We start from the raw sequence: 20310 nt of genomic DNA on the forward strand, positions 1-20310 counted from the left end.
CGGGCTCCCGCTCTTGTGCGGCAGCCCGCTCCTGCGCGCCGTCCGCGCCCTGCGGACTCACCGCCGGACCACCTCCCCCTCGGCCACCGCGAAACGCGCGCCCGACAGCACCGCGGGCACATCCTCCTCCACGGCCGCCGTCACCAGCACCTGCTCACCCGGCGCCACCAGCTCCGCCAGCCGCGCCCGGCGCTTCACGTCCAGCTCCGCGAACACGTCGTCCAGTACCAGCACCGGCTCGTTTCCCTCCCCGCGCAGCAGCTCGTACGACGCCAGGCGCAGCGCCAGCGCGCAACTCCACGACTCACCGTGGCTCGCGTAGCCCTTCGCCGGCATCCGCCCCAGCTTCAGCAGCAGGTCGTCCCGGTGCGGACCGGCGAGAGTCACGCCGCGCTCGATCTCCCGCTTCCGCGCCTCGCCCAGCGCGGCCAGCAGCCCCGCCTCCAGCTCCTCCCGCGCACCGGCACCCTCCGAGAGCCTGCCCTCCACCGACGGGCCGCGGTACTCCAGCGACACCGGCCCGCCGCCGGGCGCCAGCTGCTCGTACGCCTTGTCCGCCAGCGGCTGCAGCGCGGCCACCACCTCCAGCCGCCGCGCCAGCAGCTCGGCCCCCGCCCGGGCCAGATGCTGATCCCACACATCGAGCGTCGACAGGTCCGCGCCCCGCCCGCCGTGCCGCCGCGCCATCGCCGCCGACTTCAACAGGCTGTTGCGCTGCTTCAGCACCCGCTCGTAGTCCGACCGCACGCCCGCCATGCGCGGCGACCGCGCCGTGACCAGCTCGTCCAGGAAGCGGCGCCGCTCCCCCGGATCGCCCTTCACCAGGGCCAGATCCTCCGGCGCGAACAGCACCGTACGCAGAATGCCCAGCACGTCCCGCGGCCGCACCTGCGAGGACCGATTGATCCGCGCGCGGTTCGCCCTCCCCGGGTTCAGCTCCAGCTCCACGAGCTGCTGCCGCTCCCCCTGACGCACCTGCGCCCGGACGACGGCCCGCTCCGCGCCGATCCGCACCAGCGGCGCGTCCGACGACACCCGGTGGCTGCCCAGCGTCGCCAGATAGCCGACGGCCTCCACCAGGTTGGTCTTGCCCTGGCCGTTCGGGCCGACGAACGCCGTCACCCCCGGGTCGAGAGAGACCTCGGCCCGGGGGTAGCTGCGGAAGTCGGCCAGCGACAGATGCGTGACATGCACAGCTGTGGACTACTTCTTGCTGCTCTCCACCGCGTGACCGCCGAACTGGTTGCGCAGCGCGGCGATCATCTTCATCTGCGGGGAGTCGTCCTGCCGGGAGGAGAACCGGGCGAAGAGCGAGGCGGTGATCGCCGGCAGCGGCACCGCGTTGTCGATCGCGGCCTCCACCGTCCAGCGGCCCTCGCCGGAGTCGGCGGCGTAACCGCGCAGGGCGGCCAGGTGCTCGTCGTCGTCAAGGGCCTTGACCGCCAGATCCAGCAGCCAGGAGCGGATGACCGTGCCCTCCTGCCAGGAACGGAAGACCTCGCGCACGTCGGTGACCGAATCCACCGCCTCCAGCAGCTCCCAGCCCTCGGCGAAGGCCTGCATCATGGCGTACTCGATGCCGTTGTGGACCATCTTCGCGAAGTGGCCGGCGCCCACCTTGCCCGCGTGGACCGAACCGAAGTCCCCCTCCGGCTTCAGGGCGTCGAAGACCGGCTGCACCTTAGCGACGTGGTCGGCGTCGCCGCCGTACATCAGCGCGTAGCCGTTCTCCAAGCCCCAGACGCCGCCGGAGACGCCGCAGTCGACGAACCCGATGCCCTTCGCCGCCAGCTCCCCGGCGTGCTTCTCGTCGTCCGTCCAGCGTGAGTTGCCGCCGTCGACCACGACGTCGCCGGGGGAGAGCAGCTCGGCCAGCTCGTCGATGGTGGACTGGGTCGCCCCTCCGGCCGGGACCATCACCCACACGACCCGCGGGCCCTTCAGCTTGGCCACCAGCTCCTCGAGGCTGTGGACGTCCGCGATGTCCGCGTTGCGGTCGTAACCGACGACGGTGTGGCCGGCGCGGCGGATGCGCTCACGCATGTTGCCGCCCATCTTGCCGAGACCGACGAGACCGAGCTCCATCTGTGCGCCTCTCCTCATGTTCTCCGTGCGCTTCGTACCCGGGTACGAGCCTACGCCCGAGGGGGCGTGCACAGCTGTGGGCACCGCCGCTCACCTGGCCCGACGCGTGGCGCCCCCGGAGGACCGCCACAACTCGCCGCACTCCGCCGCGCCGCGGCCGCGTACGGCGAGTCCCCGAGCGACTCAGCCGCTCAGCCGCTCAGCCTCACCGGCATGATCAGGTACTTGTACGCGTCGTCCGCTTCCACGTCCTTCGCCGGGCGACCGCTGAGCAGCGCCGGCTTGGTGGAGGTGGTGAAGGAGAGCTGGGCCACCGGGGAGTCGATGGCGCTCAGGCCCTCGAGCAGGAAGCCCGGGTTGAAGGCGATCGAGATGTCGTCGCCCTCCAGGTCGGCGTCCACCCGCTCCACAGCCTGTGCGTCGTCGCTCGAACCGGCCTCCAGCGTGAGGACGCCCTGCTCGAAACTGAGCCGCACCGGGGTGTTGCGCTCGGCGACCAGCGCGACGCGCTTCACCGCCTCGACGAACGCCGCCGTCTCGATCACCGCGACGGAGTTGAACTCCGTCGGGAACAGCGTCCGGTACTTGGGGAGGTCGCCCTCCAGCAAGCGGGTCGTCGTCCGCCGCCCGGAGCCCTCGAAGCCGATCAGGCCCTCACCGGAACCGGAACCGGAGAGAGCCAGGGACACGTGGTCCCCGCCGCTGAGCGACTTCGCGGTGTCCAGCAGCGTCTTCGCGGGGACCAGCGCGACGGCGGAGGTCTCCGGCACCTCCGGCTTCCACAGGAACTCGCGGACCGCGAAGCGGTAGCGGTCGGTGGAGGCCAGGGTGACGGTGTCGCCCTCGATCTCGATCCGCACACCGGTGAGCACCGGCAGGGTGTCGTCGCGCCCGGCCGCGATGGCGACCTGGGCCACGGCGGCGGCGAAGACCTCGCCCGGCACCGTGCCGGTGGCGGTCGGCATCTCCGGCAGCGAGGGGTATTCGTCCACCGGCAGCGTGTGCAGGGTGAACCGCGACGAGCCGCAGACCACGGTGGCCCGTACGCCGTCGGTGGAGATCTCGACCGGACGATTCGGCAGCGAGCGGCAGATGTCGGCGAGCAGCCGGCCGGAGACCAGGACCGTGCCCTCCTCCTCGACCTCGGCCTCCACCGAGACGCGGGACGAGACCTCGTAATCGAAGCCGGAAAGGCTGAGGGAGCCGTCCTCGGTCTTCAGGAGCAGGCCGGCGAGTACTGGCACCGGCGGACGGGCGGGGAGGCTCTTGGCGGTCCACGCCACCGCCTCCGCGAGTACATCGCGCTCTACCCGGATCTTCACCTTCAGCCGCCTCCTGCTCTTGCTGCTGGCCTCCTGTCGGCCCCTTGCCGTGTCCCAGTCTGACGCACCGCACCGACAGTCGGAGCCCTCGTGGGTCAACTCGTCGCCAGGTGGGTAGGACTCCGTCGCCCCGAGTTGTGCACAGCACCCGCTTCGAAACGAATCTCGCTCTCTCTAAGGGGAGTCGTAGTAGTAGGGGCTGTGGAAACCGGGGATAACTCGGTCTTCGCAGGTCAGCGCCCAGATTTTGTCCACGTCGCCTGTGGGCGGGGCGGTGGACGAACGGGGGGTGGCTGTGGACGCCGCGAACTTCCCCACAGCCCGCCCACAGCCCGGACCGACTTCTCAACAGCCGCGCCCACAGGAATCGCCGACTTCTCCACACGGGTCGGTGGCCGATCGGTGTGAGCCGATTCACTCGTGGCGGTGAGCAGGCGCGTCGTGTTGCCGAACAGTGGACAGAGGTGTGGACAGGCTGGGGACAAGTCACCTCTTCCTGTGGGCGGGCAGTGGACAAGTCGGCGGCCGTCACACGGAGCGCCGGACGGTCCACATCCTGTGGAGTCCCCGCGTCCACAGTTCCACAGGCGCCTGACCTCCTCGGACGGCTGCCGACGCTCCGCAGCTGTGGAGAGGATCTGGACAACTCTGCGGTCCCCAGGGTGTGGACGCCGGGTGGGCGGCATTTCTGTGGAGCGAGCGGCCTGCGGGGAGGGAAATCGAACAGCAGGTGGCGCGCCGGGGACGCCGGAGTGCCACCCCGAGGACGACCCCGCACCCTGCTCGGACGTGCCGAGAGGCCCCGGGAACGACGAGAGGCGTCCTCGGAACGTGTTCCGGGGACGCCTCGTGGGCAGCGGGCCGAGGAGCGGGAGTCAGCCGTTCTTGATGCGGTTGGTGAGCTCGGTGACCTGGTTGTAGATGGACCGCCGCTCCGCCATCAGCGCGCGGATCTTGCGGTCGGCGTGCATCACGGTCGTGTGGTCGCGGCCGCCGAACTGGGCACCGATCTTGGGCAACGAGAGATCGGTGAGCTCCCGGCACAGGTACATGGCGATCTGCCGGGCCGTCACCAGGACCCGGCTGCGGGAGGAGCCGCAGAGATCGTCCACCGAGAGTCCGAAGTAGTCGGCGGTGGACGCCATGATGTCGGTGGCGGTGATCTCCGGGGCCGCGTCCTCGCCGCCCGGGATCAGGTCCTTGAGGACGATCTCGGTGAGCCCCAGGTCCACCGGCTGCCGGTTCAGACTGGCGAAGGCGGTCACGCGGATCAGCGCCCCCTCCAGCTCCCGGATGTTGCGGGAGATGCGGGACGCGATGAACTCCAGCACCTCCGGCGGAGCATTGAGCTGCTCCTGCACGGCCTTCTTCCGGAGGATCGCGATGCGCGTCTCCAGCTCCGGCGGCTGCACGTCCGTGATTAGGCCCCACTCGAAGCGGTTGCGGAGCCGGTCCTCCAGCGTGACCAGGGCCTTCGGCGGCCGGTCGGAGGACAGCACGATCTGCTTGTTCGCGTTGTGCAGCGTGTTGAAGGTGTGGAAGAACTCCTCCTGCGTCGACTCCTTGTCCGCGAGGAACTGCACGTCGTCGACGAGCAGGATGTCCATGTCCCGGTACCGCTTGCGGAACGCGTCGGCCTTGCCGTCGCGGATCGAGTTGATGAACTCGTTGGTGAACTCCTCGGAGCTCACGTACCGCACCCGGGTGCCGGGGTAAAGGCTGCGGGCGTAGTGACCGATGGCGTGCAGCAGGTGCGTCTTGCCCAGACCGGACTCGCCGTAGATGAACAACGGGTTGTACGCCTTGGCGGGCGCCTCGGCGACGGCCACCGCCGCCGCGTGCGCGAACCGGTTGGACGCACCGATGACGAACGTGTCGAAGAGGTACTTCGGGTTCAGCCGCGCGGTCGGCTCACCGGGACCCGTCGCGGGCGCCGGCTGCGCGGCCAGCGGGCCGGGTGCTCCCGACGGGGCGGGCAGCTGGGGCGGACCGTCGTAGCGTGCGGCGGGTGGCCTGCCCGGTACGGGTGCACCGCCGTCCCCGGCCGGACGCGGGGTCCACGGCCCGGCCGACGGCTCGGCGTGCCGGGCATGGTGCTGCGGCGGGCTCTGCGGGTGGGCGGCGTGGCCCGCGGGGTTGCCGGGGCCGCCGGGGCCTGGAGCGCCGGGGTGAGGACCCTGCTGGTCGTAGGGCTCGTAGCCGGGCTGCCGGGCATGGTGGCCCCGCTGGGCATGCTGTGGGTCGTGGCCCCCGCGGTGGGGGTCGTAACCCTGCGGGTCGTAGTCGCGCGACTCGTAGTCCCGCTGCTGGTCGTAGTCGGGCCGCTCGTACTCCTGCTGCTCGTACGGGTGCGGCGCGCGCTGCCGGCCCGGGTAGCTGTGGTGCGGCTGCTGCCAGCCGGAAGGATGGTGCTGTTGCGGCTGGTGCTGCTGAGGCGGGGGCGGCGGCTGCGTCCGGGGGGCCTGCGGATAGTCCGGATAGGCCGGGCGCGGGCTGGGAAGCTGCGGGGCCTCGTACCCCTCCGGTGATCCGGGCTCGTCCTCGGCCGGCGGTGCAGGCGGGGCGGGGGGCGTCGCCGGTCCGGTCACCGTGATCGCCAGCCGGATGGGCTGCTGGCACTCGCGACTGAGTGCGTCACTGATCAGCGGGGAGAGGCGGCCCTCCAGCACCCCCTTGGCGTACTCGTTCGGCACGCCGAGCAGCGCGGTGCCGGACACCAGCACCAGCGGCTGGCAGTCCTTGAGCCACCGCTGGTCCTTCGCTTCGACTCCCTGCCCGTCGGAGAGGAGCTGGTCGAGGACGCGTGGCCACACTGCGGCAAGATCGGCAGGTAGGTCAGCCACGGGCACGCTCTCTCATTCGCTGGGTGGTTCTCGGCGGTCGGCTGCGGTTCCGGTCCGGCTCGGAACGAAAGACGAGATCCCGCGAATGTGTGATTCTCGGGATGGTCGGGAAGGAAAGGAAGTTCGGCCACGGTAGCCACGCCGACCTGCCACGTTCAAGTCGTTGTCCACAGGCTGTGCACGAGTGGCGCAAGGCGGGTGGGTGCGGCTGGTCCGTACGGGTGGTGGGCGAGGGTGTGGGAGCGTGTCGGCCGGGGAAGAGTGCTGGTTTGACCGGAGGCTGCGCGCCCGCGTACCGTATCGAGGTCGAGTTGTCGACGGCTGCTGCCGCCTGCCTCCGATGGGCATGACGAAGCGGTGCACACTCGGGCGTTGCGAGCTACTCGTGGGCGCACGGTGACAGCCGGTCGGCGCCCCACACCCGTCTCGCAGAGACCGAGCCTCCCTGGAGCCCCGAGTGAGCAAGCGCACCTTCCAGCCGAACAACCGCCGCCGCGCGAAGACCCACGGCTTCCGGCTGCGCATGCGGACCCGCGCCGGTCGTGCCATCGTCGCGAACCGCCGCAGCAAGGGCCGCGCCCGCCTGTCGGCCTGACGCCGTACCCTCAGGTCCATGACGTGCTGCCTTCCGAGCACCGGCTGAGGCGGCGCGAGGATTTCGCGACCGCGGTACGACGAGGACGCAGGGCCGGGCGCCCGCTCCTCGTGGTGCATCTCTTCCGCGGTCACCGCGACACCGACGACCCGCGCGAGGTGGGGGGAACGCTCCCCCCGGCCCGCGCGGGTTTCGTCGTGAGCAAGGCCATCGGCGGCGCGGTCGTACGCAACCTCGTGAAGCGTCGTCTGCGTCACCTCATACGGTGCCGCCTCGGTTCGCTTCCCGCGGGTAGCCTGGTGGTGGTACGGGCGCTGCCCGGTGCGGGAGACGCGAGCCACGACCAACTGGCCCGCGACCTGGACACCGCGTTGCAGCGGCTGCTGGGAGCCAAGCCGTGAAGTATCCGCTGCTGTTGTTGATCAAGGTCTACCAGTGGACGATCAGCCCACTGCTGGGCCCGGTCTGCCGGTACTACCCGTCGTGTTCGCACTACGGGTACGGCGCGATCGACCGGCACGGAGCGGTGAAGGGCACGGCGCTCACCGCGTGGCGCATCCTGCGCTGCAACCCGTGGTCACCCGGTGGCGTCGACCATGTTCCCGCCCGGAAGCGTCCGGTGTGGCATCAGTGGCTGCGCAGCCGCTGGCAGCAGCACCGGTCCCAGTCCCATGCCCAAGGAGCCTGATTCGTGGACACGATCGATTCGATCCTCGGTCCTCTGTATACCGCTGTTTCCTGGATCATCGTCCAGTTCCACAAGCTGTACAGCATCCCGTTCGGGGAGGCCAGCGGGTGGTCCTGGGGTCTGTCGATCATGTCGCTGGTGATCGTGATCCGGATCGCGCTGATCCCGCTCTTCGTGAAGCAGATCAAGTCGACGCGGAACATGCAGGCGCTCCAGCCGAAGATGAAGGCGATCCAGGAGCGGTACAAGAGCGACCGGCAGCGTCAGTCCGAAGAGATGATGAAGCTGTACAAGGAGACGGGTACCAACCCGCTCTCCAGCTGCCTGCCGATCCTGGCGCAGTCACCGTTCTTCATCGCGCTCTACCAGGTGCTGAACAAGATCGCGAACGACCAGAACGTCGGCGTGATGAAGGGCGACCTGGTCGAGCAGGCGCGTACGGCGAAGATCTTCGGGGCACCAATCGCGGCGTCGTTCATGGACACGGCGGCCGAGGTGCGCGACCTGGCGGCCAACCTCACCGATGTGCGGGTCGTCACGGTCATCATGATCCTTCTGATGTCGGCGTCGCAGTTCTTCACGCAGCGCCAGCTGATGACCAAGAACGTCGACCTGACGGTCAAGACGCCGTTCATGCAGCAGCAGAAGATGCTGATGTACATCTTCCCGGTCATGTTCGCCGTCTTCGGCATCAACTTCCCCGTCGGTGTCCTGGTGTACTGGCTGACCACCAACGTGTGGACGCTGGGCCAGCAGATGTACGTGATCAAGCGCAACCCGACGCCGGGCAGCATCGCCTTCCAGCAGCGTCAGGACAAGCTGCGCGCCAAGGGCAAGATCAAGGAGGACCCGGCCGAGGTCGAGGCGAAGCGCGCCGTCGAGGAGGCCCGGGCCAACCGCACTCAGCCGAAGCGCCAGAGCAAGTCGCGGCGGTCCTCCGCCGGCGCTCAGCAGCAGCCCGCGGTGAAGAAGACCGCCGGTGCCACGAAGGCCGCGGGAGGCCAGGGCGGCGGTGGCCAGAAGTCCGCATCCGGTGGCCGCAAGCCCCAGCAGGCGCACGGCAAGAAGAAGCCCCAGTCCGCGAAGACCAAGAAGTAAGAACAGGAGTCCATCAGTGACGGACACGACCGCCGCAGAGGGCACCGACACCCTGTCCCGTCTGGAGCAGGAAGGCGAGATCGCAGCCGACTACCTCGAGGGGCTGCTCGACATCGCCGACCTGGACGGTGACATCGACATGGACGTGGAGGCCGACCGTGCCGCCGTCTCCATCATCGGTGACGGCCCCGTGCGCGACCTGCAGAAGCTGGTGGGCCGGGACGGCGAGGTGCTGGAGGCGCTTCAGGAGCTGACCCGGCTGGCCGTGCACCGGGAGACCGGTGACCGGAGCAGGCTGATGCTGGATGTCGCAGGCTTCAGGGCGCGGAAGCGTGAGGAGCTCACCGAGGTCGGTACCAAGGCCGCCGAGGACGCCAAGGGATCCGGCGAGCCGGTGAAGCTGCGCCCCATGTCGCCGTTCGAGCGCAAGGTCGTGCACGACGCGGTCGCCGCCGCCGGTCTGCGCAGCGAGTCCGAGGGCGAGGAGCCGCAGCGCTGCGTGGTCGTGCTGCCGTGAACGAGCAGCCCTCCGAGACGGAGGAACTCGGCGAGGCACCGGAGGCGGCGCGGAAGTACTTCGGTGACCGTTTCGGGGACGCTGTGCGCTACGGCGAGCTGCTGGCCGACGTCGGTGTGCGGCGCGGACTGATCGGCCCGCGGGAGGTGCCGCGGCTCTGGGAGCGGCACCTGCTCAACTGCGCGGTGCTCTCCGAGGTCGTTCCGGGCGGCGTGACCGTATGCGATGTGGGCTCCGGTGCGGGGCTTCCGGGCATTCCGCTGGCGCTGGTACGCCCGGATCTGCGGATCACCCTGCTCGAACCACTGCTGCGGCGGACCACGTTCCTCCAGGAAGCAGTGGAACTGCTGGGCCTCGACCACGTCACGGTCGTGCGCGGTCGGGCCGAGGAGGTCCTCGGCACGCTGAAGCCCGTCCACGTGGTGACCGCGCGTGCGGTCGCACCCCTCGACCGGCTCGCCGGCTGGGGGGTGCCGCTGCTGCGGCCGTACGGGGAAATGCTGGCGCTCAAGGGGGACACGGCTGCGGAGGAGCTGAAAGGAGCGCGTGCCGCCTTGCAGAAGCTCGGTGTCGTGGAGACCTCGGTGGTCCAGGTGGGCGAGGGTGTGGTCGATCCACTCTCCACCGTGGTGCGCGCCGAGGTCGGGGAGAGCCCTGGCGGGATCCGGTTCGCGGCCAAGCGGGCGAAGGCGGCACGGGGGAAGCGGCGCCGGTAGTCCGGGTAGAGGCGTCCGGTTACGCCTAAAAGCGCCAAAGCATACGCATTGCGGAGTGTCGTCCACGGTGCTGCCGCAGGCGGCGGCATCGTGTTTCACGTGAAACGACGCTCGCTGTTGCAGGGAATCATCAGCCGTGGTCGTGCGGCCGCCACTCCACGTGACCGCAAGCCGCTGGACGACCGTTCCGCACCCTCGGAGTCGCCTCCGACGGCGGATTCATCCACAGGTAAGCGGGGCTCGCTGGTTCACGACCCCGAAGACATGGCAGTCTGTGAAGCTCACGAAGGTACTGCCGAGGAGAGTGAACCGTTGCGGTCCGACGCCAACCTCGCGGGGCCGATGGCCGACCCGGTCCCCGGTCCCCGTACCGAGTCCGGGGATGTTTCACGTGAAACCCCGCCCCCGATGGATGTGTCGTCCGGCTATGAGGGTGACCCCTCCGCTCCGGTCGGCCGGGCGGCGCAGCAGGCCGTCGAAGCGATGACCCGCGCCGGCGAAGGACTACCGAGGCCGGAGCAGACCCGTGTGATGGTGGTCGCCAACCAGAAGGGCGGCGTGGGGAAGACGACCACGACGGTGAACTTGGCGGCCTCGCTCGCGCTGCACGGGGCTCGCGTGCTGGTGATCGACCTCGACCCCCAGGGCAACGCTTCGACCGCATTGGGGGTCGACCACCACTCGGAAGTGCCCTCCATCTACGACGTTCTGGTGGACAGCAAGCCGTTGTCCGACGTGGTGCAGCCGGTCCCGGACATCGAGGGACTCTTCTGCGCACCCGCCACCATCGATCTCGCCGGTGCGGAGATCGAGCTGGTGTCGCTGGTCGCGCGGGAGAGCAGACTGCAACGGGCCATCTCCGCCTACGAGCAGCCGCTCGACTACGTGCTGATCGACTGCCCTCCGTCGCTGGGGCTGCTCACGGTCAACGCATTGGTCGCCGGTGCCGAGGTGGTCATCCCGATCCAGTGCGAGTACTACGCGCTGGAAGGGCTTGGACAGCTACTGCGGAACGTGGAGTTGGTCCGTGGTCACCTCAACCCGGACCTTCATGTCTCCACCATCATCCTCACCATGTACGACGGCCGTACCCGACTGGCCTCTCAGGTGGCGGACGAGGTGCGCACTCACTTCGGCAAGGAGGTGCTGCGGACCAACATCCCGCGGTCGGTCCGGATCTCCGAGGCTCCCAGCTACGGTCAGACGGTCCTGACCTACGACCCCGGGTCCAGTGGCTCCCTCTCCTACCTCGAGGCGGCCCGCGAGATCGCGCTGCGGGATCCGCGCGCGCAGCAGAACCAGTCAGCACAACAGCACGGCATGCCGGAGGGGACGCAGTGAGCGATCGACGTAGAGGACTGGGGCGTGGACTCGGCGCACTCATCCCCGCTGCCCCGCAGAGCGGTGAGCCCACCGAGCGTCCCACGGTGAGCGGCAACGGCGCGACGTCCCCGACGGCGGTCCCCCTGCTGCCCTCCGAGCGCGGTGTGGCGGCTGCCAAGGCGGCATCGCGCGCGGACGGGGAGGATGCACGGCATCTCAACGGCGGCGCCGGGGAGCCCGCGAGTGCCGGTGCGGCACAGGCCGAAGGGGTCGAGGGTGTTCCCACCGGTGCCCACTTCGCCGAGCTACCGCTGGACGCCATCACGCCCAACCCGCGGCAGCCGCGGGAGGTGTTCGACGAGGACGCCCTCGCCGAACTGGTCACCTCGATCAAAGAGGTCGGTCTTCTCCAGCCCGTCGTCGTACGTCAGTTGGGACCGGAGCGGTACGAGCTCATCATGGGTGAGCGGCGCTGGCGAGCCTGCCGGGAAGCCGGTCTGGAGGCCATTCCGGCGATCGTGCGCGCGACGGAGGACGAGAAGCTTCTCCTGGACGCGCTGCTGGAGAACCTGCACCGCGCGCAACTGAACCCCTTGGAGGAGGCGGCGGCGTACGACCAGCTGCTGCGCGACTTCACGTGCACGCACGACCAGCTCGCCGACCGCATCGGGCGGTCGCGCCCTCAGGTGTCCAACACCCTGCGTCTACTCAGGCTTTCGCCGCCGGTGCAGCGCAGGGTGGCTGCGGGCGTGCTCTCGGCCGGCCACGCACGCGCCCTGCTGTCCGTGGACGATGGCGAGGAGCAGGACCGGCTGGCCCATCGCATTGTGGCCGAAGGGCTCTCGGTCCGTGCGGTCGAGGAGATCGTGACCCTTATGGGGTCGAAGCCGAAGTCTTCGGGGCGTGCCAAGGGGCCCAGGGCCGGCAAGCGGCTTTCCCCGGCCCTGGACCACCTCGCCGGGCGCCTGTCGGACCGCTTCGAGACCCGGGTGAAGGTCGATCTGGGGCAGAAGAAGGGCAAGATCGTCGTCGAGTTCGCCTCAATGGAGGACCTGGAGCGCATTCTGGGTCAGTTCGCTCCGGGTGAGGGGCGGATGCTCAGCGAGCAGTTGGCGCACCGCGAGAGCGTCGAGGGCGCCGAGAGCGAGGGAGACGCCGAGGACGTGTGAGCGGTCGCTGCCGCTCTTTCTGCTGATACCGGACGAATCGACGCCCCATGGATACGATGTGTCCATGGGGCGTCAGCTTGTTCCGCTCACGCTGGACAACCTTCCGGATCTGCCGAAGCGCTGCCGTGGCTGCGTCTTCTGGGAGTTGGATCCGGTCAGCGGTGAGGCCGCCGTCAAGGCCGGGCATCCGGATCTGGAGAAGGAGGCCTGGATCTCCGCGGTCCTGCTGGAGTGGGGGTCGTGCGGCCGGGTCGTCTATGTCGACGAGGTGCCGGTCGGTTTCGTGTTGTACGCGCCGCCGGCCTATGTGCCGCGTTCGACGGCCTTTCCGACGAGTCCGGTGTCGCCGGACGCGGTGCAGCTGATGACCGCCTCGCTGCTGCCCGGTTACCAGGGGCAAGGGCTGGGACGGGTGATGGTGCAGACGGTGGTCAAGGACGTCCTGCGCCGCGGGTTCAAGGCGATCGAGGCGTTCGGGGACGCCGGCTGGACGGAGCCTGCCTGTGTTATGCCGGCCGAGCACCTGCTGGCCGTCGGCTTCAAGACCGTGCGGCCGCACCCGAGGTTTCCGCGGCTGCGGCTGGAGCTGCGCTCGACCGTGTCGTGGAAGGCCGATGTGGAACGGGCACTCGATCAGTTGCTGGGGGCGGTGCAGAAGGAGCCGGCTCTGCGGCCCCTCTGACGGCGCCACCTGGCTGTGGTCCAGCACGTGAGGGCATGTTTCACGTGAAACACCTGCGGGCCGTCACGCCGGTGATCGGTGTGGCGGCCCGCAGCGGGTTCTGGGGCGTTCAGCCGATGTAGTCGGCCAGGTCGCGCTCGATGGCGGCTTTCGGCTTGGCGCCGACGATCGTCTTGACGACCTCGCCGCCCTTGTACACGTTCATCGTCGGGATCGACATGATGCCGTACTTGGCGGCCACGCCCGGGTTCTCGTCGATGTTGAGCTTGACCACGGTGAGCTTCGCACCGTGCTCCTCGGCGATCGCCTCCAGCGAGGGGGCGATCTGACGGCAAGGGCCGCACCAGGCCGCCCAGAAGTCGACGAGTACCGGCTTGTCGCTCTTGAGAACGACCTCATCGAAGTTGGCGTCGGTTGCGGTCACGGTGGCACCGGCCATGAGTTCTCCTTTGTCGTGTCCAGCTGTGGGGCGCTGCGGTCTACTGACGGGCTTGCGGGGTGGACGGACGACGCTCGGCCGTCAGACGGTCGCGGTCTTCTCCGGCTCTGCCGCCTCCTCGGGCGCGGTGGTGGTCATCGAGGCCAGGTAGCGTTCGGCGTCCAGCGCGGCGGCGCAGCCTGTGCCGGCGGCGGTGATGGCCTGCCGGTAGGTGTGGTCGACGACGTCACCAGCAGCGAACACGCCCGGGATCTTGGTGCGGGTGGAGGGGGAGTCGACCGTCAGGTATCCCTCCTCGTCCAACTCGAGGACGCCCTGGAAGAGCTCGGTGCGGGGGTCGTGGCCGATGGCGACGAACAGGCCCGTGACGGGGAGCTCGGACGTGTCGCCGGTCTTGGTGTTGCGCAGGGTCAGGCTGGAGAGCTTGCGGTCCGTGTCATGGATCTCGGCGACCTCGCTGTCCCAGGCGAAGCTGATCTTCTCGTCCGCGAAGGCCCGCTCCTGCATCGCCTTCGAGGCGCGCAGGGTGTCGCGGCGGTGGACGATGGTGACCGACTTGGCGAAGCGGGAGAGGAACGTGGCCTCTTCCATGGCGGTGTCTCCGCCGCCGACGACGGCGATGTCCTGGTCGCGGAAGAAGAATCCGTCGCAGGTGGCGCAGTAGGAGACGCCCCGGCCGGACAGCTCGTCCTCCCCGGGGAGGCCCAGCTTGCGGTGCTGGGACCCGGTGGCCACGATCACGGTGCGGGCGCGGTGGACGGTGCCGACGGAGTCGGTGACGGTCTTGACCTCACCGGAGAGGTCCACGGCGGTGACGTCGTCCGGGATCAGCTCGGCGCCGAAGCGCTCGGACTGGGCGCGCATCTGGTCCATCAGGTCCGGGCCCATGATCCCCTCGCGGAAACCCGGGTAGTTCTCCACCTCGGTCGTGTTCATGAGGGCGCCGCCGGCGGTGACGGAGCCCTCGAAGACCAGCGGGTTCAGCGACGCGCGGGCGGTGTAGAGCGCTGCGGTGTAGCCCGCAGGCCCCGAGCCGATGATGATGACGTTACGGACGTCGCTCACGAGAGCCTTCCTTGTCTGCCGACTGCATATCGGGCCCTCCGGCCCTGTGTCGGCCCGGAGTCGCCGGTGGCGCTTCCACCACACCCAACCGATCCTAGGGGCCGGACATTCCCGCGGGGGGACGGCGGGGGCGACCCAGCGCTTCCGTACACGGCAGAGCCGGTGCCTGACGACTCAGTCCCGCGGGAGGGTGCGCTCGAGCAAGATTTCCGCAGCGGCACCGCTGCGGTCCGTGGTGCAGGAGGAGTCCACCACATACGCGTCCACGCGCTGCGGATCACCGGGGTGCGGCAGGACGACGAGGTAGGACGGGCGCCCGCTGTACGGTTGGCCGGGTTCGGCGGCGAGTGGCTGCTCGGGCCGGTCTATGCCTGCTCGGACACAGGTCGGTACCACTGCGGGGCCGCCTGCCAACGGAGCGTTGGACGGCGGCTTCGTCTCCGTGTTGAGGTCGGAGCCGCCCTCCGCGCCGCTCGCGGAACGGGAGAGCAGGTCCTGGACCCGCTGCTCGAGGCCCCGAGCGGCGAGCGCTCCCTCGTCGCCCGCTGCGTCCTGTTCCCCGGCTGCCGACCCCGCGTCTCCGCCAGCGGAGGAGCCGCCCGTGATGCCCTGGAGTAGCGCCCCGCCCAGGACAAGGGCCCCCACCGCGCCCGCGGCGGTGAGGAGAGCACGGTGGTGCCGGAACGCTCGGGCCCTGCGGCCCGGCCCGGTGGCGCTCGTCGTGCGCCGACCCGAGCGTGGGGGCCGGGAGGATCGACGGGGAGCGCGGGTTTCACGTGAAACATCGACCGGCTCGTCCGGCGCGGTTTCACGTGAAACGACACCAGGTGCCGCAGCGTGACGTTCGGTGTCGAGGAGCGCCTCGGCAGCGAGTGCGGCGTCTATGCGGCCCGCAACGTCGTCCGGCATCCGTGGTGGGCTGGGCAACGTACCGAGAGCGCCGCGGATCTCCGTCAGCGAGGCGTGGACGTCCGCGCAGAGCGGGCATTCCGCGAGGTGTGCCCGCAGCGCTTCGCCCCGGGATTCGGGCAGCAGGCGTTCGATGAGGTCGGACAGCTCGGCGACCTCCGGGTGTTCCTGGGTTCCGTGCGGTGTTGCTTCGGTTGTCACCTGCTTCCACCTCCACCCTTGACTGCGCCTGGTTCGGGGACGTCACGCCGGACGCCTTTCGCCGGTGGGACGGATGCCCCGCCGCGTGGGTTCCCTCTTCCGCTCACCTTCCGGGAATCCCGTGCCGGCGAACTGCGCGGTCGCAGGTGGGTGAGCAGAGGCAGGAGTCTGGCTCTGCCGCGTGCACAGCGGCTCTTCACCGTGCCGACGGCCACGTTCAGGACGTCGGCGGCCTCCGAGACCGGATAGCCCTGCATGTCGACCAGCACGAGTGCGGCCCGTTGCTCCGGCGGCAGCTCGGAGAGTGCCTCGATCAGCTCCCGATGGAGGTCGCTGCGCTCCGCAGGAGCCTCGGCCGACTCGTGCGGCTCGAGCATCAGCTCCAGGCGTTCGGTGTCGTCGAGGGGGGATGTGCGTCGGGAAGCGGCCTTGCGCGCTCGGTCCAGGCAGGCGTTGACGGTGATCCGGTGCAGCCAGGTGGTGACGGCTGACCGGCCCGCGAAGGTGTGGGCCCGCCGGTAGGCGGAGATCAGGGCGTCCTGAACGGCGTCGGCGGCTTCCTCGCGGTCCCCCAGGGTGCGCAGGGCGACGGCCCAGAGGCGGTCCCGATGGCGCCGTACGAGTTCGCCGAAGGCATCGGGGTCGCCGCCCACGTGCCGGGCGAGCAACTCGGCGTCGCTCACCTCGGCCGGCTGCATGCCCGCCGTACCGGTCGCCTGCTCCTCCTGCACTGCCCCACCCCCTCCCGTCGCCTGTCCGCGGTCCTCGTCGGCGCGGTCAGCCCGACACCTGGATCTCCGTGATGCGCCCACGGTAGTTGCCGTCGGTCGCCTGCGGGAGTTCCGTGAGCCAGACCAGTACGTACTGCGTGGTCACCGGTTCCCCTGCCTCGTAGGAGAGCTCCGGGCCCGTGGCCCGGGTGACCCGGTCGAAGGATGCGTAAGAGGTGGGCATGCCGACGGTGCTCTCCGGCGCCAGAAGCAGCTCGGCGGAGGTACGGCCCTCGAAGTACACCTTCACGTTGCCGACCTGCTGGCGCTTCCCCAGGTCGAGGACGAGACCGACGCCCGGCTTCAGCATACGCAGCGGGTCGTAGTAGTTCTGCGTGTACCAGAAGGACTGCGGATCACCGTCGAAGGCCCGCATGGCGGTCTCCGGGTTCTCCGTGCCGTTGCCCTCGGGATCGAAGGTGGTGACGCCGGCGATCTCGATCGGTGGGCCGCCCGTACCGTCCTCCGGTTCCTCCTCGGGCTGCGCGGAGGTGTTGTCGGTGGGCGAGTCCCGGTTCATCAGAGCCTCGGAGACCTGCCAGCTGCCCAGCCCGAGTGCGGCGATGAGGAGGGCGGACACACCCCACTTCAGGGCCTTCCCGGTACGGCCGGGAAGGGCGGGCGGTGTGGTCTCAGCGGTGTGTGCACCAGGCCTGCCGCCCCCACCCGCTCCTGCCGCGGGCGCGTACGTGCCGTGCTGATGCGTGGTGTGCCGGAAGCCCGGGGGTGCCGCGAAGTGCTGCTCCGGGGGGCGGATGCGGGGGAGGAGCGCCACGGCCTTGGCGAGTTCCTCGGGGGTGGCGCACGGCTGTTCCTCGCGGGAAGCGGTGGCCCCGTCGTTGACGAGAGCCCGCATGGCGAGTTCCGAGAGGCCTCGGTGGACGCCTGCCCGCACCTGGTCGGGAGCGACGAGGGTGCCCTTGGCCAGGTTGCCGACGCCGGTCAGGCCGTAGGCGTCCTCCTCGTAGGGCCAGCGCTGCGTGAGGGAGGCGTACAGCAGCGTCCCGATCGCTTCCGTGTCGGTGCGCTGCGGGTGGTCGCTCGTGACCCCGCGCAGCGCGGCGCTGACCGCGAGGCCGCGGATGCGGTACTGGCCCGAGCCGGTGCGGAGCACCGAGGCGGGGGTGAGCCGGAGGTGGGAGAGACCTTCGCGGTGTGCAGCGGCGAGAGCCTGAGCGAGCTGCGTCACCAGCTGGTACGCCTCGTGCGCGGGCAGGGGTGCGCCGACGAGCAGTTCGGTGAGGGGAGTGGCGTCCGGCAGCCACTCGTTCACGACGTAGACCAGGTCGCCGTCCTCGACGGCGTCGAGGACCTGGACGAAGCGGGGATCGCCGAGGAGAGCCGCCGAGCGGGCCGCCGCCAGCACACGCCGCGCTCGCGGATGACCCGCGGGCAGAATGTGCACTCCCACGGCACGTCGCAGCTTCTCGTCGACGGCACGCCAGCTGCTGAAGCCGTCCAGCCGGGTCACGCACTCCTCGAGGCGGTACCTCCTGGCGATCTTGTGGCCGCTGTGCAGCTCCGGGGCCGGGGGTTCCTCGGTCGCCGCCTTTTCCTCGGTGGCTCCGCTGGTGTCCTGGCTGCTGTGTTCCTCGGTTCCACCGTCGACCGTGACCTCGCCCGCCTTGCCGGCGGGAGGCGGCTCGTGTCCGCCGCCGCTGTGCGTCACGCCGACGGCAGCCGTGCTCCGTTCCGCCACCGTCGTTCCTGCCTCCCCATTCGATTGCGCCGGGTCGTACGTCACTCAGCCCAACGACAATTGTGCCTACAGGTCGCCGTGGTGCACGACACGTGGCCGGGCGCGAAGGTTGCGTCGGCCGCGCCGAGCGCCTGAACGCTGCTGTTCGCGGGCCGTCGCGCTTATCTGCCGAGTCGCGCCCGCACCATACCGACCATGGCGTTGAGCTCGGCGATCCGCATGCGCCGGGCCGCGGCCACGAAGACCACCGCGAGGACGACACCGCCGCCCAGCAGTGCGGTCAAGGAACCGAGGTAGCCGCTGCCCAGAGCGTGCATGATGCCGTAGGCGGCAGCGCCCGCGGTAAGTGTGGCCGGCAGGCTCGCCCCGGCCAGTCGTGCGTAGGTGCGGACCACGTGGGCGCCGTCGAGATCGCCGTCGAGCTTGGCCCGCAGCCGGCGCCAGGCGACGCCGACGCCGATGATGTAGGCGAGGCCGTAGGCCGCGGCCATGCCGATCACGGCCCAGCGCGCGGGTAGCAGCAGGAAGCACAGGGCGGAGGCGGCGGCGTTCACGGCGGCCACGATGACCGTGTTGTAGAACGGCGTGCGCGTGTCCTCGTAGGCGTAGAAGGCGCGCAGCACGACGTACTGGATCGAGAACGGGATCAGGCCGATGCCGAACGCCATCAGCATGAAACCCATGTTGCGGGCGCCCTCGGTACCGGCCGAGCCGTAGATGAACGTGCACATGGGGACGCCGAGGGCGAGGAAGCCGAAGGCGATGGGGACGATGGCCACGGCGGAGTTCCGCAGGCCGTGGGAGATGTCGTCCCGGACGGCGCCCGTGTCGCCGTCGTGCGCGGACCGCGACAGGCGGGGCAGGAGGGCTGCCATCACGGAGACGGTGATGATGGCCTGCGGCATGTTCCAGATGAGCTGGGCGTTGGAGTAGGCGATGAAGCCGGTGCCGTTGTGCCCGCCTTCCGCCAGGGCTGTCTCCCCCGCCGCGGTGGAGAGCTGGCTGACGACGATGACGCCGGCCTGGTTGGCGAGGACGAACAGGATCGTCCACTTGGCGAGCTTCATCGCCTTGCCCAGGCCCTGCCCCTTCCAGTCGAAGCGGGGCCGGATGCGGAAGCCCGTCGCGCGCAGGTAAGGGATCATCGCTAGCGCCTGCACCACCAGGCCGAGCAGCGTGCCCGCACCCAGCAGCCGGACGCCTTCCGGCGGGATGGTGTCGACCTGCATCCCGGAGGTGTCGGCCGCGCCGTAAACGCCGAGGAAGAGCGCCACGGTGAAGATGATGACGATGTTGTTCAGTACCGGCGTCCACATCATGGCGCCGAAACGGCCGCGGGCGTTGAGGATCTGGCCCATGACGACGTGGATGCCCATGAAGAAGATCGACGGCATGCAGAATCGCACGAAGGTCACGGCCACGTCGTTGGCCGCCCGGTTGCTTGCGATGTCCACGGACATCAGCCGCACCAGCAGCGGGGCGGCGAGGAAGGAGGCCACGGTGAGCCCGCCCAGAATCACGGTCACCAGCGTCAGGAGGCGGTTGGCGTAGGCCTCGCCGCCGTCCGCGTCGTTCTTCATGGCCCGCACCAGCTGCGGTACGAACACCGAGTTCAGCCCGCCGCCCACGGTGAGGATGTAAAGCATCGTGGGCAGCGTGATGGCGATCTGGTAGGTGTCGCCGAGCAACGCCGCGCCCAGCGCGACCACGATCAGTGCGGAGCGGACGAAGCCTGTGAGGCGGGAGACCATGGTGCCGGCGGCCATGACGGCGCTGGAGCGGAGCAGGCCGGCCGCCTTGCCGCCGGAGGGTTTGCCCGTGGGCTTCTCGGGAGGCTCGTCGACGAGATCGCGTTCCTCGACGGCCTCTGCGGGGCCGGAGGCGGCTTCCGGGGCAGCCGAGGGGATCGGTGGCAGCAGCGGGAAGGTGTCGTCCTCATGGCGCGGGCCGGGTTCCTCCGGGCCGGTGCGCGGGTGAGGGGGCTGCTGCGGGTCCGGGTGGTGGTCCTGGTCGCGGTAGAGATGGGCGAACGCGTCGCCGGGCTGCGGTGAGGCGTCCTGCCGACGGCGCGCCTGGTCCGGGGGCACCTCGCTGAAGAGCTCGTCGATCCCGGAATAGCCCTCCGGCGACGGACCGCCGGGCGGGTTCTTGCCACGTTCACCGTCGTACGGCGCGTTCATCGGTCTTCT

19 protein-coding genes are annotated in these 20310 nt (G+C 69.9%); 9 read left to right on the top strand and 10 right to left on the bottom strand.

The window, feature by feature from the left end; translation table 11 throughout:
- Positions 1–57 precede the first annotated feature (57 nt).
- The 4 genes from recF to dnaA form a co-directional block, all read right to left on the bottom strand.
- A complete protein-coding gene (gene recF / locus E4198_RS12725) occupies positions 58–1194 on the bottom strand; it encodes a DNA replication/repair protein RecF (protein WP_136183255.1) in 1137 nt (378 codons plus the stop codon).
- Between the two features lie 9 nt (positions 1195–1203).
- A complete protein-coding gene (gnd, locus tag E4198_RS12730) occupies positions 1204–2085 on the bottom strand; it encodes a phosphogluconate dehydrogenase (NAD(+)-dependent, decarboxylating) (protein ID WP_136183256.1) in 882 nt (293 codons plus the stop codon).
- A gap of 191 nt (positions 2086–2276) precedes the next feature.
- A complete protein-coding gene (dnaN, locus tag E4198_RS12735) occupies positions 2277–3407 on the bottom strand; it encodes a DNA polymerase III subunit beta (RefSeq protein WP_136183257.1) in 1131 nt (376 codons plus the stop codon).
- 875 nt (positions 3408–4282) lie between these two features.
- The gene (gene dnaA / locus E4198_RS12740) at positions 4283–6250 is read right to left on the bottom strand and encodes a chromosomal replication initiator protein DnaA (protein ID WP_136183258.1); all 1968 of its coding nucleotides are present in this window, start codon (positions 6248–6250) and stop codon (positions 4283–4285) included.
- A 457-nt stretch (positions 6251–6707) separates the two neighbouring features.
- Between dnaA and rpmH the strand changes: the two genes are divergently transcribed.
- The 9 genes from rpmH to E4198_RS12785 all read left to right on the top strand — a co-directional run bounded on the left by rpmH (position 6708) and on the right by E4198_RS12785 (position 13038).
- Entirely contained in the window at positions 6708–6845 is a 138-nt protein-coding gene (rpmH, locus tag E4198_RS12745) for a 50S ribosomal protein L34 (protein WP_016906158.1), read from the top strand.
- 23 nt (positions 6846–6868) lie between these two features.
- Positions 6869–7246, top strand: coding sequence for a ribonuclease P protein component (gene rnpA / locus E4198_RS12750; protein ID WP_136183259.1), 378 nt, complete (start codon positions 6869–6871; stop codon positions 7244–7246).
- Complete coding sequence (yidD, locus tag E4198_RS12755) at positions 7243–7533, top strand: membrane protein insertion efficiency factor YidD (RefSeq protein WP_027765490.1); 291 nt, start codon at positions 7243–7245, stop codon at positions 7531–7533. Before rnpA ends, yidD begins: the two co-directional genes overlap by 4 nt.
- 12 nt (positions 7534–7545) lie before the next feature.
- Positions 7546–8631 (top strand): membrane protein insertase YidC, encoded by a 1086-nt coding sequence (yidC, locus tag E4198_RS12760; protein ID WP_136185346.1) that lies wholly within the window; start codon positions 7546–7548, stop codon positions 8629–8631.
- A gap of 16 nt (positions 8632–8647) precedes the next feature.
- Positions 8648–9148, top strand: a complete 501-nt coding sequence (locus E4198_RS12765; RefSeq protein WP_136183260.1) for a R3H domain-containing nucleic acid-binding protein — start codon at positions 8648–8650, stop codon at positions 9146–9148.
- On the top strand, positions 9145–9864 hold the full coding sequence (gene rsmG / locus E4198_RS12770) for a 16S rRNA (guanine(527)-N(7))-methyltransferase RsmG (protein ID WP_136183261.1): 720 nt from the start codon (positions 9145–9147) through the stop codon (positions 9862–9864). The genes E4198_RS12765 and rsmG overlap by 4 nt, the downstream gene beginning before the upstream one ends.
- Before the next feature lie 264 nt (positions 9865–10128).
- Entirely contained in the window at positions 10129–11205 is a 1077-nt protein-coding gene (locus tag E4198_RS12775; protein WP_136183262.1) for a ParA family protein, read from the top strand.
- Entirely contained in the window at positions 11202–12356 is a 1155-nt protein-coding gene (locus E4198_RS12780; protein ID WP_136183263.1) for a ParB/RepB/Spo0J family partition protein, read from the top strand. The genes E4198_RS12775 and E4198_RS12780 overlap by 4 nt, the downstream gene beginning before the upstream one ends.
- A 64-nt stretch (positions 12357–12420) precedes the next feature.
- Positions 12421–13038, top strand: coding sequence for a GNAT family N-acetyltransferase (locus E4198_RS12785; protein ID WP_136183264.1), 618 nt, complete (start codon positions 12421–12423; stop codon positions 13036–13038).
- 109 nt (positions 13039–13147) lie between these two features.
- On the opposite strand, the gene trxA is transcribed toward E4198_RS12785, so the two are convergent.
- From trxA to murJ, 6 genes are all read right to left on the bottom strand, one after another.
- Positions 13148–13477: a thioredoxin gene (trxA, locus tag E4198_RS12790; protein ID WP_136183265.1), complete on the bottom strand. Its 330-nt coding sequence runs from the start codon at positions 13475–13477 to the stop codon at positions 13148–13150.
- Between the two features lie 81 nt (positions 13478–13558).
- On the bottom strand, positions 13559–14542 hold the full coding sequence (trxB, locus tag E4198_RS12795; RefSeq protein ID WP_136183266.1) for a thioredoxin-disulfide reductase: 984 nt from the start codon (positions 14540–14542) through the stop codon (positions 13559–13561).
- A 174-nt stretch (positions 14543–14716) separates the two neighbouring features.
- Positions 14717–15652: a hypothetical protein gene (locus tag E4198_RS12800; protein WP_136183267.1), complete on the bottom strand. Its 936-nt coding sequence runs from the start codon at positions 15650–15652 to the stop codon at positions 14717–14719.
- Complete coding sequence (gene sigM, locus E4198_RS12805) at positions 15649–16350, bottom strand: RNA polymerase sigma factor SigM (protein ID WP_136185347.1); 702 nt, start codon at positions 16348–16350, stop codon at positions 15649–15651. Before sigM ends, E4198_RS12800 begins: the two co-directional genes overlap by 4 nt.
- 79 nt (positions 16351–16429) lie before the next feature.
- Entirely contained in the window at positions 16430–18121 is a 1692-nt protein-coding gene (locus E4198_RS12810) for a protein kinase family protein (RefSeq protein ID WP_136183268.1), read from the bottom strand.
- Positions 18122–18282: 161 nt separating this feature from the next.
- Positions 18283–20301, bottom strand: a complete 2019-nt coding sequence (gene murJ, locus E4198_RS12815) for a murein biosynthesis integral membrane protein MurJ (RefSeq protein ID WP_136183269.1) — start codon at positions 20299–20301, stop codon at positions 18283–18285.
- Positions 20302–20310: the final 9 nt, after the last annotated feature.

Origin of the sequence: Streptomyces sp. RKND-216 (genome assembly GCF_004795255.1) — a bacterium.
Classification (GTDB): Bacteria; Actinomycetota; Actinomycetes; order Streptomycetales; family Streptomycetaceae; genus Streptomyces; species Streptomyces hazeniae.

Excerpts from the sequence above, each read along its gene's own strand:
- gnd (WP_136183256.1), bottom strand. The coding sequence starts at position 2,085 with ATGGAGCTCGGTCTCGTCGGTCTCGGCAAGATGGGCGGCAACATGCGT.
- E4198_RS12775 (WP_136183262.1), top strand. The coding sequence starts at position 10,129 with ATGGCAGTCTGTGAAGCTCACGAAGGTACTGCCGAGGAGAGTGAACCG.
- E4198_RS12785 (WP_136183264.1), top strand. The coding sequence starts at position 12,421 with ATGGGGCGTCAGCTTGTTCCGCTCACGCTGGACAACCTTCCGGATCTG.
- trxA (WP_136183265.1), bottom strand. The coding sequence starts at position 13,477 with ATGGCCGGTGCCACCGTGACCGCAACCGACGCCAACTTCGATGAGGTC.
- sigM (WP_136185347.1), bottom strand. The coding sequence starts at position 16,350 with ATGCAGCCGGCCGAGGTGAGCGACGCCGAGTTGCTCGCCCGGCACGTG.
- murJ (WP_136183269.1), bottom strand. The coding sequence starts at position 20,301 with ATGAACGCGCCGTACGACGGTGAACGTGGCAAGAACCCGCCCGGCGGT.